At 46.0% G+C, this 15,863-nt stretch carries 13 protein-coding genes; 7 read left to right on the plus strand and 6 right to left on the minus strand.

The window, feature by feature from the left end:
• Nucleotides 1-5 precede the first annotated feature (5 nt).
• Nucleotides 6-881, minus strand: a complete 876-nt coding sequence (locus NCI00_RS16115; RefSeq protein ID WP_253529181.1) for a geranylgeranylglycerol-phosphate geranylgeranyltransferase — start codon at nt 879-881, stop codon at nt 6-8.
• Between the two features lie 170 nt (nt 882-1,051).
• On the opposite strand from NCI00_RS16115, the gene bshA reads away from it, so the two are divergent.
• The 6 genes from bshA to ctlX all read left to right on the plus strand — a co-directional run bounded on the left by bshA (nt 1,052) and on the right by ctlX (nt 7,201).
• Complete coding sequence (gene bshA, locus NCI00_RS16120) at nt 1,052-2,212, plus strand: N-acetyl-alpha-D-glucosaminyl L-malate synthase BshA (RefSeq protein ID WP_114066811.1); 1,161 nt, start codon at nt 1,052-1,054, stop codon at nt 2,210-2,212.
• Nucleotides 2,213-2,261: 49 nt separating this feature from the next.
• Nucleotides 2,262-3,020 (plus strand): 5'-nucleotidase C-terminal domain-containing protein, encoded by a 759-nt coding sequence (locus NCI00_RS16125; RefSeq protein WP_253529182.1) that lies wholly within the window; start codon nt 2,262-2,264, stop codon nt 3,018-3,020.
• A gap of 9 nt (nt 3,021-3,029) precedes the next feature.
• Nucleotides 3,030-3,950 (plus strand): bifunctional metallophosphatase/5'-nucleotidase, encoded by a 921-nt coding sequence (locus NCI00_RS16130; protein ID WP_253529183.1) that lies wholly within the window; start codon nt 3,030-3,032, stop codon nt 3,948-3,950.
• A gap of 215 nt (nt 3,951-4,165) precedes the next feature.
• Complete coding sequence (locus NCI00_RS16135) at nt 4,166-5,611, plus strand: arginine deiminase family protein (protein ID WP_253529184.1); 1,446 nt, start codon at nt 4,166-4,168, stop codon at nt 5,609-5,611.
• A 61-nt stretch (nt 5,612-5,672) separates the two neighbouring features.
• A complete protein-coding gene (locus tag NCI00_RS16140; protein ID WP_253529185.1) occupies nt 5,673-6,239 on the plus strand; it encodes a Uma2 family endonuclease in 567 nt (188 codons plus the stop codon).
• A gap of 20 nt (nt 6,240-6,259) precedes the next feature.
• Nucleotides 6,260-7,201 (plus strand): citrulline utilization hydrolase CtlX, encoded by a 942-nt coding sequence (ctlX, locus tag NCI00_RS16145; protein ID WP_253529186.1) that lies wholly within the window; start codon nt 6,260-6,262, stop codon nt 7,199-7,201.
• Nucleotides 7,202-7,276: 75 nt separating this feature from the next.
• On the opposite strand, the gene NCI00_RS16150 is transcribed toward ctlX, so the two are convergent.
• The 4 genes from NCI00_RS16150 to NCI00_RS16165 all read right to left on the minus strand — a co-directional run bounded on the left by NCI00_RS16150 (nt 7,277) and on the right by NCI00_RS16165 (nt 12,716).
• Nucleotides 7,277-8,950 carry a D-alanine--D-alanine ligase family protein gene (locus tag NCI00_RS16150; protein WP_253529187.1) on the minus strand — a complete coding sequence of 558 codons (1,674 nt, stop codon included), beginning with the start codon at nt 8,948-8,950 and terminating at the stop codon, nt 7,277-7,279.
• Nucleotides 8,951-9,043: 93 nt separating this feature from the next.
• Nucleotides 9,044-9,895 (minus strand): class A beta-lactamase, subclass A2, encoded by an 852-nt coding sequence (gene bla, locus NCI00_RS16155; RefSeq protein WP_253529189.1) that lies wholly within the window; start codon nt 9,893-9,895, stop codon nt 9,044-9,046.
• Between the two features lie 81 nt (nt 9,896-9,976).
• Complete coding sequence (locus tag NCI00_RS16160; protein ID WP_253529191.1) at nt 9,977-12,061, minus strand: glycoside hydrolase family 97 protein; 2,085 nt, start codon at nt 12,059-12,061, stop codon at nt 9,977-9,979.
• 34 nt (nt 12,062-12,095) lie between these two features.
• The gene (locus NCI00_RS16165) at nt 12,096-12,716 is read right to left on the minus strand and encodes a DUF4230 domain-containing protein (RefSeq protein WP_253529193.1); all 621 of its coding nucleotides are present in this window, start codon (nt 12,714-12,716) and stop codon (nt 12,096-12,098) included.
• 207 nt (nt 12,717-12,923) lie between these two features.
• Between NCI00_RS16165 and pyrG the strand changes: the two genes are divergently transcribed.
• Nucleotides 12,924-14,609: a CTP synthase gene (gene pyrG, locus NCI00_RS16170; RefSeq protein ID WP_253529195.1), complete on the plus strand. Its 1,686-nt coding sequence runs from the start codon at nt 12,924-12,926 to the stop codon at nt 14,607-14,609.
• A gap of 88 nt (nt 14,610-14,697) precedes the next feature.
• Here pyrG and ribD read toward each other — a convergent pair whose 3' ends face one another.
• Nucleotides 14,698-15,759, minus strand: coding sequence for a bifunctional diaminohydroxyphosphoribosylaminopyrimidine deaminase/5-amino-6-(5-phosphoribosylamino)uracil reductase RibD (gene ribD / locus NCI00_RS16175; protein ID WP_253529197.1), 1,062 nt, complete (start codon nt 15,757-15,759; stop codon nt 14,698-14,700).
• Nucleotides 15,760-15,863 lie beyond the last annotated feature (104 nt).

Here is a 15,863-nt window from a genome sequence, read left to right on the forward strand (position 1 = left end):
CAAATTTAAAAAACTATCCATATCATACTAACCATCCCGACTAACGTAATGATTTTACATAAACTGCTCAACGCTCCGAACTCCCGTTTGGTATCGGCATAAACCAAGCGATATACCAACCAACTGATTAACAATGCCAAGCCCACAAACATCCAACCCAGACGCGCATTGTTGAGCCAATGCGCCACCGCAAAAAGACTAGGAATAAACAAACCAATGAGAACGTAAAGAAAAAGTTTGGTGCGCCGAATTCCCCAAATAATGGGCAATGTGCGGCAGCCGTGCGATACATCGCCCCTGACATCTTCCATGTCTTTGATGATTTCGCGAATCATCGTAATTCCGAAAGCAAAAAGGGCGTAAAGAAGGACCAAATTGCGATTTTGAGGATAGTAAACGGCCAGAATTAAAAGTGAAAGGGCGGTCAACAAAGAAACGATAAGATTGCCGATAAAAGGGCGTTTCTTAAAATACGAGGCGTAAAACCAAAGCAGTGTTACGGATAAAACACTGATTAAAAAAATCCATTTACCCGCCCATAACCCCAATAAACAGCCCACAAAACTCAGTACCTGATGGGCCCCCATGGCCACCCGACGCTTGAGGTAGCGGCCGATAATCACCCGGTCGGGTTTATTGATAAGGTCTATTTTTATGTCAAAATAGTCGTTTATGATATAACCCGCCGCTGCAATAAGTACGGTAGAAAGGCTAATAAAAAAAATAGTAGACTCGCCCAGAATCGACCGCCAATCTTGGGTTGGGCCAACCAGAAAAATCCGCGCCATGTACTGAGTTACTGCGATAATCAGGAGATTTGGCCAGCGGATAAGCCGCAGAAAACCAAGCACTACGTCTTTTATGGTTAGTCGTTTTTTCAATGAGAAATGGAGTATGGAGGATGATGAATTTGGGTTTCAACTCTGTACGAAACACCAAAAAAATTTGAAGCGTTTCGCGAGTTCACAAAATCTTTACATGCACTAAGGAGAAAAAGTTGGATTTTTTTTGTTGTAATTATAAATCAGTCCATCTAACGCTCCGTTTACGAATGAAAATAGGAATAGTTTGTTATCCCACCTTTGGGGGTAGTGGTGTAGTAGCCACCGAGTTAGGCAAAGCCCTGGCTGCGGTTGGCCATGAAATCCACTTTATCACATATTCGCAACCTACCCGCCTCGATTTTTTTGGCGAAAATATCTTTTACCACGAAGTTCATATTCCCAATTATCCGCTTTTTCAATACGCACCTTATGAATCTGCGCTTTCGAGCGCCATGGTTAATGTAGTAAACGACGAAAAACTGGATGTGTTGCACGTGCATTACGCCATTCCGCACGCTTCGTCGGCGTATTTAGCAAAACAGATATTGAAATCACAAGGAATTCATATTCCGTTTATCACAACCCTGCACGGAACCGACATTACGTTGGTAGGTCGTGATGCGGCTTTTGGGCCAGTAATTACGTTCAGTATCAATGCCTCCGACGGAGTAACGGCGGTGTCGGAATTTCTCAAAAACGCCACCAACGAGTCTTTCCCGATTACCAAAGAAATTGAAGTTATTCCCAATTTTATTGATTTAGATCGGTTTAAAAAGCAGAAAAAAGACCACTTCAAGCTGGCAATTTGTCCTAACAACGAAAAATTGCTCGTTCACACTTCTAATTTCCGTAAGGTAAAACGCATCGAAGACATTGTGTTGATGTTTGACAAACTGCGTCACATTGTGCCTTCCAAGTTGTTGCTCGTCGGCGATGGCCCCGAGCGCAGCCGAATCGAATACATGTGTAAAGAGATGAAATTGATGCACGATGTTCGTTTTCTGGGCAACCTAGACGCCATCGAAGAGGTGTTGTCGGTGGCTGATTTGTTTGTGATGCCTTCCGAAACCGAAAGTTTTGGTTTGGCCGCGCTCGAAGCCATGGCCTGTGAAGTGCCACTGATTACGTCAAATGCGGGTGGCTTGCCCGAACTTAACATTCAGGGTGTGACTGGGTTTATGAGCAATGTGGGCGATATCGAAGACATGGTCAAAAACGCCGCGTACATTTTACAGGAAGAAAATCTTCCACGTTTCAAAGAAAATGCGCTGGCAAGGGCCAAAGAATTTGATTTAGCCAATATCTTGCCGCAATATGAAGCCTATTACGAACGTATCGTGGCCGAAAGCCGGGAGGCCTTGGAAAAAGAGTTAAAGGTCGTGGGCTAAGAAGAATTTCTTAACTTTCGGCCATCAACATTCTTGACCTAACCAAAAAATGAAAAAAAATATCCTGCTGATTGCGCTGTTTGCAGCTTCGTTGACGGCCTGTACGCGTTATTTTATTGCCAAGCCCGTCCAACTGCGCCCCATCGCCGTCAGTGATACCGCTTCAGCCCCCTCGGGAGCGCTTTCGCAACAGATTGCTGCGTATTTACAGCCTTACCGCGATAGTTTGGAAACAAACATGAATACGGTATTGGTAAAATCGCCGCGTCGGCTTTCCAAAGGAGTGCCCGAATCTGAATTAGGGAATTTAATGGCGGATATTTTGCGCGAAATGGGGCAGGAACGCTTGGGTAAACCCGTAGACGTGGCCATTACCAACAACGGAGGAATCAGAACTGATTTTCCCGCGGGAAATATTACCCTCGGCAATGTGTACGAAGTCATGCCTTTTGACAACGAATTGGTGGCCATTACGCTCACGGGCGAAACCATGCAGAAGGTGATTGAGTATTTGGCGCAACGCAAAGAGCCCCAATCGGGCGTGAAATTGGTTATCGACAAAGCGACCAATAAACCACTGGAGGCTACAATCGGCGGTAAACCGCTGGATTTAAAGCAAACCTACACGCTCATCACGAGCGACTACATGGCCGTGAGCAGCGACATGGCGGCTATCGTTAAAAACAATCAGGGTTTTCAGATTCTTCGTTACCTGATGCGTGATGCCATTGCTGATTATTTGCGACGCAAAGGACAACAAAATCAGGAGCTTAACCCAACAAAAGACGGACGGACCACCGTAAAATAATATCAAGAAATGGAAAGAAGATTATTCCTCAGAAATATAGCAGGTATCGGTGGTGCGGTGGCATTGGGACAATGGCCTTTTGAAACCTGGGCGAGCACCAACGCGGAATCGCTAAAAATCACCATTTTGCACACCAACGACCAGCACAGCCGTTTGGAGCCGTTTCCTAAAACAGACCGCTTGGCCGGACGAGGTGGGGTGGTCAATAGGGCGCGTATTTTAAGTAAAATCAGGTCAGAAGAGGCCAATGTGTTGCTTTTTGACGCGGGAGATATTTTTCAAGGAACGCCTTATTTCAATTTCTACAAAGGCCGTCCCGAGATTGAACTGATGAGCCAAATGGGCTACGACGCGGTTACGATGGGAAACCATGATTTTGACGGCGGTCTGGAGTTGTACGTAAAGCAAATCAAAGAATACGCTAAGTTTCCCGTTTTGGTGGCCAACTACGATTTCAAAGGAACGGCCATGGAAGGCTTGGCGCAACCCTACAAAATTTTTACGGTAAAGGGCGTTAAAATCGGCGTTTTTGGCTTGGGAATTGACCCCAAAGGCCTCATTCCTGAAAAACTGTTTGGCGGCACCAAATACCTCGACCCCATCAAAACGGCCAATGAAACCGCCACGTTTTTGCGCCAAGAGAAAAAATGTAGTTTGGTGGTGTGCCTTTCGCATTTGGGCTATAAAATGAGTGACGGCGAGATGTCGGATTTGGTGATGGCACCGCAAACAAAAGACATTGATTTAATCATTGGTGGGCATACACACACGTTTCTGAATGAGCCTACCGCCTTGAAAAATCTAGCCGGCAAGCCCGTGTTGGTGAATCAGGCAGGCTGGGGTGGTGCGAGTTTGGGGCGGCTTGATTTTACCTTCGATCGGGTGTCAAAGCAAGTCTTTTTTACCAGTCATAGTGTATCAATCCAATAAACTGTGATTGTTAAATTGCCCTCAAAAATCCCATTTTTAATTTAATATATACTCCAAAATAGTTATTTTAAGCTATTTTGATTTGATAGATATTTGTTTTGCGTCAAAATTGTATTTTGCGAAAAAACAACTTTTTAGGTTCGTCTCCGAATTTCTCGGGATTGATTACATCCCCAATAATTCTACCAAAAACGAATCACTACAAACTTATTCTCATGAATTCAACTCATCAACTTAAGGTTTCTTCTGAAGTTGGCACGCTGCGCAAACTCCTCATTCACAGTCCTGACCGTGGGTTAGGAAAAGTGGTTCCTTCCAAAGCCCAAGATTGGCTTTTTGAAGATATTGTACACCTCGATACGATGCGGCGTGAGGAGTACGATTATTACGTCAAGATTCTGCTGTATTTCCTTGACCCTGAAAAAGTAAAAGGGAAGTTGAAAGAAATAGACGCCGATGCCTCGCGGTCGTTTTATAAACCGGGAAATCCTCAATATTTTAATTCGGATAAGGTGGTCGATATTCAGAAACTTTTGACCGAAATTCTGGAAAACGAAACCATCAAGACCAAATTGATTGCGTCGATTTGCGCGGTGGAGCGTTGTTCGTTCAAAATACAACACAAACTTAAAGAATACGACGCGTCGGAATTGGCTAAAATCCTGATTTCAGGGTCATTGCCCGATAAGTCCATGATTTTTGCGCCCGTTCCCAATTTCATTTTCACGCGTGATATTGGAATCGTCATCAACGATTATGTTTTGTTGAACAAACCTGCCAAAACGGCCCGCACCCGGGAGTCGCTTTTGACGCAATACATCTTTTTCTATCATCCGATGTTTGAGGTGTATCGTGACAATATCATCGAAATCCCCGACAACGAGCACCATTTTTTGTTGACCGACGATGAGCTTAAAAGTGATTATCTGCGGTCAACCCTCGAAGGGGGGGATGTGATGATGGTAGCCCCTCGGCATTTATTGATTGGTTGTAGCGAGCGTACCACGCTTTATGCGGCCCAGCAGGTAATGAAAGCGCTGTTTGAACGAAATGTAGTAGATACCATTACTATCGTCAAAATTCCCAAAAAGCGCGATTATATGCACATTGATACGGTATTTACGCAGGTAAAACGCAATATGTGGGTGCTGCTAGGAGCGATTGCGCGGCAAGGTGACGAAGCAAAAAAACGGGATGTGCTGCATTTTTTTGCACCAAAAGAAGACCCAGACCGCCTGCAAATTATGCAGTTTAATAAAGGTTGGGAAAACAAACCCACCGAAATCGAAAATTTGGAAGATTTATTGACCGACATCAGCAAAAATGACTTGGGATGTGCAGAGCCGGTGCAATTTATTTATTCTGGAAACAACGAATTTCCTTTTGGAGCACGTGAACAATGGACCGATTCTTGCAATTTATTGGCGCTAAAAGACGGCGTAGTGATTGGCTACGACCGTAACGATAAAACACTGGAGGCCTTCCGAACGGCAGGGTTCAGGACGGTTCGGGCCAAAGATTTATTGGATGAATTTGAAGCGGGAATTTCTTCTCCCGATACCCTCACCGATACGTTTATCATGTTGCCTTCGGCGGAGCTTTCGCGGGCGCGTGGAGGCTCACATTGCATGAGTTTACCGATTTTACGGGATGATTTTTAGTCAATTTCTTATTTTGATTCATCAGTTTTATGGCTAATTTTAGGATAAAATTAAGGAAGCTATGACAACCACATTAGTTCAAACTGAGGTATTGCCTACTGACCTTCAAACCGTCGAAGAGTTTGAAAATTGGCAGCGCCAACACGTGTCGGAAGGGAGTTTTGAATTTTTAGATGGCAGAATCATTCAAAAGGAATCTATGAAGCAAGACGAAATTTTTATTGCAGCTTTTCTGCAAAGAATTTTTACTACAACCGCAAGTTATCAAAGAGGGGATGTATTAATGCCTGAATCAGACTCTTATGTAAGCGAAACCCGCAAGCGAGTGCCTGATTTGACTTATTTTACTGCCGAAGAAATCCAGCAAATGCGCCAAAAAGTGCGGGTAAAATCTAAGTTTGCCATTGAGATATTGTCTGATTCTGAATCTTTTGAAGATGTGATTGAAAAAGTACAGGATTATTTTGACGCAGGGGGGCTGTTGGTGTGGTACATTGTTCCCAAGCAACAAAAAATATACGTTTATGCGAGCCCCGATGAATCAAAGGCTTATAAAGGTAACGAGGTAATTTCAGCAGCGCCCGTAATCGCTGATTTTCAGTTTGAGGTATCCCAAATGTTTTCCTAAAATCAGAAAAAGAAGTTGATATGTCGCACAAAATGCAACCCCAAGCCACATCGCACATTTTGATGATTCGACCAGTGCGATTCGCTTTTAATGAAGAAACCGCCGAAAGTAATGCATTTCAGAGCGTTGAGATTGCCGCTAAAACCAAAGAAGCTGCGCAACAGGAAGCCTTGGAAGAGTTTGAACACATGGTGTCACAGCTTACGGCGGCGGGCGTAGAAGTAACCGTCTATGAAGATACGCCTGAGCCTTTTACACCCGATTCGATTTTTCCTAACAACTGGATTTCTTTTCACCAAAGCGGCAAGGTAGTACTGTATCCGATGCAAGCCCCTAATCGTCGTTTGGAGCGACGGATGGATATCGTCGAAGACCTCAGGAAGCGTTTTCACGTTGAAGAAATCATTGATTTGTCGTCATTTGAGCAGCAGGGAAAATACCTCGAAGGCACGGGGAGTATGGTGCTAGACCGTCGTTATAAAATTGCGTATGCCTGCCTCTCGCCCCGCACGCACGAGGAAGTGCTGGATGCCTTTGCGCACGAAACGGGCTACAAAATTGTGAAGTTCAATGCGGTAGATGCGGGTGGAAAACCTGTATACCATACCAACGTGGTGATGTGCGTCGGCGATTCGTTTGCAGTAGTGTGTTTGCAGTCGATTCAAGACCCCGACGAGCGGCTCATGGTCCGTGAAGAGCTCGAAAAAACGGGTAAACAAGTGATTGAAATCACTTTGGAGCAAATGAATAGTTTTGCGGGTAATATGCTGTTGGTCAATAACAAACGCGGCGAAAAACTGTTGGTCATGTCGACGCAGGCATTTGAATCTCTTTCTGCTAAGCAACGCGACGAAATCGATGACTATGCCGTGCTTTTGCACTTCGATTTGTCGGTCATTGAAGGAAATGGCGGCGGCTCAGCCCGTTGCATGATGGCCGAAGTACACTTGCCTGAAAAATAGATTTTCCATACTTGCCAAGTCGTCTAGACGGGGTCGCCGAGACGGGGTCCTCCAGACTTGGCAAGTATCGTTTTTTTATCCCACAAAACGACGGGTAATATTCTTCGCCTTTTCGCGGGTTTCTTCGATGAGTGGGTGTAGGGGTTGCGAAACCATTTCCAACACATCTTCAATGGTATCTTTAAAAAGTAAACTTACTGGCAATTCGTATTTTTCTTCATCGCTGATTTTCAACACTGCTGTGGGTTTTACTTTACCAGAGGCCGAAAGTTGGCTGAAAGTACGACGAGCTTCCATATAAGCCTCCGTAGTAGCCTCAAATTCAACCGATTGGAGAGTAAGCTCCGAAAGTTTTTGTTCGATTTTGGCATCTAAAGCCGCCAGCAATTGCCGTAAATGCACCGTGTCTTTGCCTGTACGAATACGCTCGCGCAATGATTGCCGAATCAGGTACGTAATGGCGTGCGTAACGTCCAATCCGATTTCGGCCATTTGTTTGAAAATCAACGAAGTAGGCGACATACCGGGCAGTGTATTGGGGTCGTGAAGCAAGACACGCCCGTCGGGAGTGAGGAAGCCATCAATGCGAGCTACGGCGTTCATACCCAATTTCTCAAATACCAATGCAATGTTGTATTGAATCTTTTGGTTGTTTTCAAGTACCGTTCTCACCGGAATAAACTTACGGGTAACGTTGAGTTTGTATTTGGTCTTGAAATCAAACGTCTGATTTTCATCCATTTTGGCAATTTCGGTAGGAGGTAAGGCAATGACGGTGCCGTCGTCGTCCTGAATGACGCCGCACGAAAACTCCTGCCCCGTCATAAATTCTTCCAGCAATACTTGGTCTTCGGCATTAACAGAGAGCAGCGATACGCGGGAAGAAAAGGGCGACGAATCCAGTTTTTCAATCAAATCGATGGGGTGGTAAATGGTTTCGCCCGTTTGCTGAATCACTACGGGATAACCGATGCTTTCGTCGAGGTTGCCGATGCGCTGCGCAAAAGCGTGTTTTTCGGCTTCTGACCAACTCTTCCAATCGTCAGATTTTATTTCCAACGAGAAAAAACACTGATTCATTGCGGCAGCAAAGGCCGAAGCGCTGTCTTCTTTCACAATCGCTACCCCAATCGAAGAGCCTTGGTGGGGCGCTTTTACCACGATAGGCAATCCTACGGCGGCTTTGGCAGCCTCAAAAATGACGTTGACATCGCCACCGTTCCACTCTTCCCAGCGGACTACTTTCATTTTTTTCTGCTGACCATTGGCGCGGGCGATTTGCTCATTTTGCAAAATTTTATCAATACTTACGGCCGAACCGAGCAGACCCGGACCCATATACGGCATTTTGTGCCACTCCATTAGGCCTTGAATGGCACCGTCTTCGCAGTCGGGGCCGTGGAGGATGATAAAAGCAAAATCGAAATATTTTTTAAAATCCTGCGGTTGAATCGGCGTGCCAATACCGTGCATTAGGGCTTCCAATTCGGCCTGCGAAAGTTGTTGCTGTAACGACTCAATGTATACTTCAAAACCGCCTTCCCTGAATGCAGGCCCCGGATAAAAAGCGCGGATGCCAGCATGGTAAAGGGTGGACTCATCGGTCAGGATAAAATTGCCGAGGCTGTCTACAAATACCAATACGGGCGTAAACAACGCCTTGTCCATGTTTTCATAGGCCGTTTTACCGCCTGCATAAGAAATTTCGCGCTCACGCGCGGGGCCGCCAAAAAAGATTCCGATACGCACGATGTAAACTAATTAGAGTAGTAGTGAATGGAAAATGAGACAATGGGCAAAGGTAGCGACGCTTTTCGGAATTTGAAACGACAAATACCTAGTTCATTTGGCCGAAAAATAATCCCAAGCCGCTTTGGTTACTTCGGCAATGACTTTGTCGCTTTCTTTGTCGCTCAATTTGGTGTTGCCGTAGAAAATGGAGATGATAAAATGCTTGCCGTTGGGCAAGGTCACGATGCCGATGTCGTTGGTGGCCGCCGTAATGCCTTCCTTGTTTGCTCCCGAAAGACCCGATTTGTGCGCCACTAGGGTTCCTGCGGGTAGCAATCCTTTGATTTTTCCGCTTCCGGTGTTGGCTTCGGTCAATACTTTCCACATAAAGGCGTGACTGGTAGGCGAAAGAATTTTCTTTTGGTAAAACTTCTCCAATAATTGCACCGCCGACCAAGGAGTAGTCCAATTGGTGAACTGTGCACCTTCGGTTTTGTGCATTTCTTCTTCGGTAGTTCGGATAGAAACATCCGTCATGCCAATGCTCTTGATGTAGTTGTCAACCACTCTGGGTCCGCCCATAATTCTGAATAAAATGTCACAACCGTTGTTGTCGCTTTGGGCAACCGTAAATTGGAACAGTTCACTGAGAGGAATTTCTATGTTTCCATTGGGATATTTTTCGCGTAATGGACTCCACGTATCTGGCAGTAAATCTTTTTTCTGAATGAGGATTTTCTGGTTCAGTTTGAGATTTCCTTTATCAACCTGATTCAAAATGGCCAATCCTAAATGAAATTTGTACACGCTTTGCATCGCAAAATGAACGTGGTTATTGAGCGTAAGCGTGTCTCGATTTTCCAACCCTAAAATCCCCACGCCCAATGTGCCATCGGTCTTAGAGGCGATTTGCTGGATTTTTTGCTTCAATTGGTCGATTTGGCCCATTAAAGAATGAGACATTAGGGTAACGAAAAGAGCAAAGAGTGTGACTTTTAAAGTAGTGTTTTGCATGGATATTGGACTTGAAAAAAGAATAAAAACTTACATTTTACGAAAGCTGATGGCACACCCGCCACCTTTAGCTAAACGTAAATTCAGCGTTGTTTTGTTTGTAACGGTCATTTTTTCTATTGAATATGCCGCAGGATTGGTTTGCCAATCTGCATTTTCGGCATCTCGATAAATGGTGGCTTGATAAGTGGCGCCTTCTTCCAGAAAATTCAAGGGAAGCGCAGTTGTTCGGCTGTTTTCATCGGAAATAGCGCCCAGAAACCAGTTAGGTTTGCCTTTTTCCCGGCGAGCAATCGTGATATAATCACCCGGTTCGGCCTCTAAAATTTGGGTATCATCCCAATCTACGGGTACATCTTTGATGAATTGAAAAGCATCTAAATGTTTATTGAAGTTTTCGGGAAAATCGCCCGCCATTTGCAGAGGGCTGTACATTGTCACGTACAGCGCTAATTGCTTGGCGAGGGTTGTTTTGACGCGGGTGGTACGGGTGGCGTCGTACTGGTTCAATTGAAAATGAAAAAAGCCGGGTGTATAGTCCATGGGCCCGCCCATCAACCGGGTAAAAGGCAATATGGTTTCGTGCTCGGGCACGAGGCCGAGTTTGGGGGCATTGTTAAACTCATTGCCGCGCGCGGCTTCGTTGGCGAGCCAGTTGGGATAGGTGCGGTGCAGGCCCGTGGGGTGCGCAGGTTCGTGGGCTTCTACCATGATTTTGTACTCAGCGGCTTTTTCGGCGACGCGCTGGTAATGATTGACCATCCATTGACCGTCGTGGTGCTCGCCCCGAGGAATGATTTTGCCGACATAACCCGTTTTGACGGTGTTTATTTGGTGGTCGTTCATGTATTTGTAGGCTTTGTCCATCCAGCGCTCGTAGTTGGTGGCCGAGCCAGAGGTTTCGTGGTGCATGATGATCCGGACGCCCTTTTGCCGCGCGTAGGCCGTCAGTTCTTCCAAATTGTAGTCAGGGTAAGGGGTAATAAAATCAAACACGTTTTCTTTCCAGTTGCCAAACCAATCTTCCCAACCTTCGTTCCAGCCTTCCACCAATACACCATCAAAACCGTGTTTTGCCGCAAAATCAATGTACGTTTTTACGTTGGCCGTGTTGGCGCCGTGTTTTCCGCTTGCTTTTTCCCACGTGGCTTTCCCGACGTGCATTTCCCACCACATCCCGATGAATTTTTGCGGTTTTATCCACGAAACATCCGTGATTTTGGAAGGCTCGTTCAGGTTCAGAATGAGCTTTGATGCCAAAATGTCGGTCGCTTTGTCGCTGACGTTGATGGTGCGCCAAGGGGTTTGAAAGGGTGTTTGCAGGTAAGCTTTGTTGCCCACGGCGTCGGGTACTAAGTGCGATGTAAGCGTAAAAGTTTTTTTGTCCAACATCAAATGCATCACTGGATAGTTGACCAATGCCGCTTCGTGGAGGTTGATATAAAGCCCCTGAGGCGTTTTGAGCATCAGCGGTGTTTGTACGGCATTGGGGCCGATAACGGACTTGAGCGCGATGTCGGTTTCTTTGGCCGCCGCCGCTACGGCGTTTACTTCGCTGAGCTTGGTGGTATTATAAAGATATTCGTTGGTGTCATAGTCTCCTGGAATCCAGAACGCTTTGTAGTCTCCCGCCAAATTAAACTGGGTGAGCTCGTCGGCAACCACAAAATGCGTCAAATTTTCCTGTTTGGGAAATTCGTACCGAAAGCCTACCCCCTCGTTAAACACCCGAAAATGTACCTTGACCAACACGCCTGATTTATCTTTCAGGAGTAGGCTGAGGGCTTTATAATGATTTCGAATGCGGTTTACTTCGCCCCACACAGGCTGCCAAGTTTCGTCGGTCGTGGAGGAATCAACCGATACAATCGTGAATTGGGAAAGGGTAAGTTTGGGCCTGCTCAATGAAAAACCCAACGAAGATGGCTCGATAAAAGTATTGTTTTTGTAGCTGACGCGATACTGTATAGTGCTATTTGTGGCCAAGGTGGTGGTTAGGGCAACGAAGCGATTGGGGGAGGTGACGGAAATTGATTGCTGCGCATGCGGCAAAAAAGGGAGTAAAAGCCCCCCGACCACGCAGAGGACAACTTTAAGGGTAAGCGTATTCTTCATTTTATCATAGGTTTTGTTGGTTCATTCTAGGCCCTTACCTTGGGTTGGGAATGGTCGCTTTTAAGCGATAGCGCAGCACCACCTTTTTGCCCGATATTCTCTCTAATACGGGTTTCAGAATCAGGTTAGCATTCTGTTTTGTTTGCTCCAAGATGCCCAAATCCAGCGCTGATTTTTGGATTTGTTTTTCGGCTTGTTGGTAGGCTTCTTGTACCAGTTTTGCCTCTTCCGTAAAGGCATATTCGGTATTGTAGACCTTTGATTTTGTGTGGTCGATTTTATAGCTACACAACTCCGGCTCAGGCAAATGCACCACTACGGTGTCAGACGCACTCGTGATGTCGGAGGTGGTGATTTTGGTTAAATCAATGCAGCCGATGGCTTCGCCTTGCACAATCAAAATGGCTTTGGGATTGGGAAACCACTGGAGTTTTTGTTCGTGCTCTACAATGTCCTTAAAATTGTACCGCACCAGCTCCAGTTTTCCCATCGCTTGCACCTCTTCTAGCACCATGGCGTGGGTCGTTTCGGTCTCTCCAGCCGCTCCGAGTGAAAACCATTTGCCAGTCTTCATACCTTCCCAAACCGAAATGATTCCAACGGTAAAAATCGCAAAAAGAAACAGACGTAGCAACAGACGAAGAACAGCACTCATAGAGGACGGGGATTTGAAAAGTAAAAGTAAGAAAGTTGAACCAAATTGTGACCGACAAACTATTTTCAACTTTTTAAATTTTTTTTTAATATTGATTGTCAGTGTGTTACATTGAAAATAGAGGTGCTTTGTAAAATCTGATAGTGCCTCAGTGCCAAATTTTAGTACCTTTGTATCCCGTAACCAGTCAAAAACTCACTGCTAATCATGGCTGCTAACGGGCAAAAAACCGCAAAATATATCTTCGTTACGGGCGGCGTAACGTCATCTTTGGGAAAGGGTATCATTGCCTCTTCCCTCGCAAAACTCCTTCAATCACGGGGATTGTCGGTCACTATCCAAAAATTCGATCCGTACATCAATGTTGATCCGGGTACACTCAATCCTTACGAACACGGCGAGTGCTATGTCACCGACGATGGTGCCGAAACTGACCTCGATTTAGGGCACTACGAACGCTATCTGAACGTACGTACTTCTCAGGCCAATAACGTCACCACTGGGCGCATCTATTACGATGTCATCATGCGGGAGCGTCGCGGCGACTTTTTGGGAAAAACGGTTCAAGTAGTACCTCACATTACCGACGAAATCAAAAACCGAATGCTTTTGCTGGGCGAAACTGGCGAGTACGACGTAGTCATTACCGAAATCGGTGGATGTGTGGGCGATATTGAATCGCTTCCGTTTCTGGAGGCGGTGCGTCAGCTGAAGTTTGAATTGGGAGTCAACGACGCTCTTGTGATTCACCTGACGTTGATTCCGTATTTGAGTTCAGCGGGCGAGTTGAAGACCAAACCTACGCAGCACTCCGTTAGGATGTTGCAAGAGTCAGGTATTCAGCCCGACATTCTGGTGTGTCGCACGGAGCATCCGCTTCCGGTCGAAATGCGTAAAAAAATCGCGTTGTTCTGTAATGTTCAGCCCGCTTCGGTGATTGAAGCCATGGATGCTTCCACGATTTACGATGTTCCACTTTTGATGAAAAAAGAGCGACTCGACCAACGTGTACTTTACATGCTAGACATCTACGACGACAAAGACGTAGATTTGGATGCATGGCAGGTATTTGTTGATCGACTCAAAAACCCAAAAAGCACGATTCGCATCGGTTTGGTCGGAAAATACGTGGAATTACATGATGCTTACAAATCCATCACCGAGTCATTCATTCATGCAGGAGCGGTCAATGAATGTAAAGTGGAAATAGAATGGATTCACTCTGAGCATCTTACGCCAGATAACGCAGCCGAAAAAATGGCGGCGTTGGACGGAGTACTCGTGGCGCCGGGTTTTGGCGAGCGAGGTATTGAGGGCAAAATCGCGGCGGTGCAGTACGTACGCGAAAATAAAATTCCGTTCTTCGGAATTTGTTTGGGAATGCAAATGGCGGTCATCGAATACGCCCGCAATGTGTTGGGCTGGGCCGATGCGCATTCTACCGAAATGGACAGCGAAACCGACCATGCCGTTATTGGGATGATGGAAGAGCAAAAAAGCATTACCAACAAAGGAGGAACGATGCGTTTGGGGGCATACGCCTGTAAATTGCAACCGCTCACGTTGGCGCATAAAATTTACGGAAAATCAAACATCAGCGAGCGTCACCGCCACCGCTATGAGTTCAACAACCAGTTCCGCAAAGACTTCGAAAAAGCGGGCATGGTGTTGTCGGGAATCAATCCTGAGAATGACTTGGTGGAGGTGATTGAATTGCCGAAACACCCTTATTTTATCGGTGTGCAATACCACCCTGAGCTTAAAAGCACGGTGATGGCTCCGCATCCTCTGTTTGTTCATTTTGTAAAAGCTGCGTTGAACAATGCGAATCAAAAACGCGAAGTTGCTCAATTGCTCGTACCCGAAACCAACGAGTTGGTGGCCGAGCAATAGACGTTTTGGTTTTAAAATATCTTAGTACTAAAAAAGCCGATGATACCATCGGCTTTTTTAGTTGTATAAAATCGGCGGGGTGTCCATTCTATCCCTCTTTTTCAAAATAGGCCAGCCAGTCCACCCCAATTTTTTCTTGCGTCATGAACCTAACGCCTGGCGGCAAGAGGGGCGACGAGGTGCCTTTGCCGATGGGGTTAGGGCTTTTTACAATACGAATTTCGTCAAAACGGCCATCGTTCAGAAATGCTTGCAGTAATTGAGAACCGCCTTCTACCAGTACAGATTGAATTTTGCGGTGGTGGAGGTCTTCAAAAAAATGATCGAGGAACATATCATCAAAATTGATTTGCACAAATGTGGTTGCGCCTGCTTCTTCGTTGGTGAAGGCGTTGTAACAAATCGTTTTTTGTGAATTATCGAACAAATGAAGTTCACGCGGCAGTCGTAAGGTGCGGTCAAGCACGATTCGGACGGGATTGTGCCCCGCCCACAGCCGGGCGTTGAGTTGAGGATTGTCGTTGAGGGCGGTGTTGGTTCCTACCAAAATGGCATCTTCTTGCGTGCGCCATTGGTGGCTCAACGTGCGCGATTGTCGGCAACTGATGGTGAGCGGTTGTTTGTCTTCGTCGGCGATGAATCCATCGGCGGTTTCGGCCCACTTGAGAATGACGTAAGGACGTTTTTTTTCAAAGAATGTAAAAAAGCGGGCGTTGAGTTTGCGGCCTTCTTCGGTCAATACGCCCGTCGTAACGTCAATTCCTGCGTCTCGTAATTTCTGAATTCCTTTTCCTGCCACGAGCGGATTGGGATCGTCGTTGCAAATAACGACTCGTTTTACTTGCTTTTCAATCAATAAATCGGCGCAAGGGGGCGTTTTGCCAAAATGTGAACAAGGTTCAAGGGTTACGTATACCGTAGATTCTGGTAGGAGAAGAGCCTCGTTTCGCGTTAGTGCGTCATTGACGGCGTTGACCTCAGCGTGCCAGTCGCCATAGCGTTGGTGCCAACCTTCACCGATAATTCGGTCATTGTGTACAATCACGCAGCCCACCATCGGATTGGGACTTACGCTGCCGCGCCCAAGCGCCGCCAACTCCAACGCGCGGCGCATGTATACATTATCCAGCATTGATAGGGAATCGGTCATCAGACATCATTCGTTTTTGAAGGAGACAAATTAACGAAACAAAAAGCCGGATTAAAAACCAGAACTTTCTACTTTTGCATCCCAACAGGAGCGAGATACTTCCT

This window comes from Runella salmonicolor (genome assembly GCF_024158025.1).
Lineage (GTDB): Bacteria > Bacteroidota > Bacteroidia > Cytophagales > Spirosomataceae > Runella > Runella salmonicolor.

Coding starts and splice junctions, on each gene's coding strand:
- bshA (WP_114066811.1), top strand. CDS start 1,052: ATGAAAATAGGAATAGTTTGTTATCCCACCTTTGGGGGTAGTGGTGTA.
- NCI00_RS16125 (WP_253529182.1), top strand. CDS start 2,262: ATGAAAAAAAATATCCTGCTGATTGCGCTGTTTGCAGCTTCGTTGACG.
- NCI00_RS16130 (WP_253529183.1), top strand. CDS start 3,030: ATGGAAAGAAGATTATTCCTCAGAAATATAGCAGGTATCGGTGGTGCG.
- NCI00_RS16135 (WP_253529184.1), top strand. CDS start 4,166: ATGAATTCAACTCATCAACTTAAGGTTTCTTCTGAAGTTGGCACGCTG.
- NCI00_RS16140 (WP_253529185.1), top strand. CDS start 5,673: ATGACAACCACATTAGTTCAAACTGAGGTATTGCCTACTGACCTTCAA.
- ctlX (WP_253529186.1), top strand. CDS start 6,260: ATGTCGCACAAAATGCAACCCCAAGCCACATCGCACATTTTGATGATT.
- bla (WP_253529189.1), bottom strand. CDS start 9,895: ATGTCTCATTCTTTAATGGGCCAAATCGACCAATTGAAGCAAAAAATC.
- NCI00_RS16160 (WP_253529191.1), bottom strand. CDS start 12,061: ATGAAGAATACGCTTACCCTTAAAGTTGTCCTCTGCGTGGTCGGGGGG.
- NCI00_RS16165 (WP_253529193.1), bottom strand. CDS start 12,716: ATGAGTGCTGTTCTTCGTCTGTTGCTACGTCTGTTTCTTTTTGCGATT.
- pyrG (WP_253529195.1), top strand. CDS start 12,924: ATGGCTGCTAACGGGCAAAAAACCGCAAAATATATCTTCGTTACGGGC.
- ribD (WP_253529197.1), bottom strand. CDS start 15,759: ATGACCGATTCCCTATCAATGCTGGATAATGTATACATGCGCCGCGCG.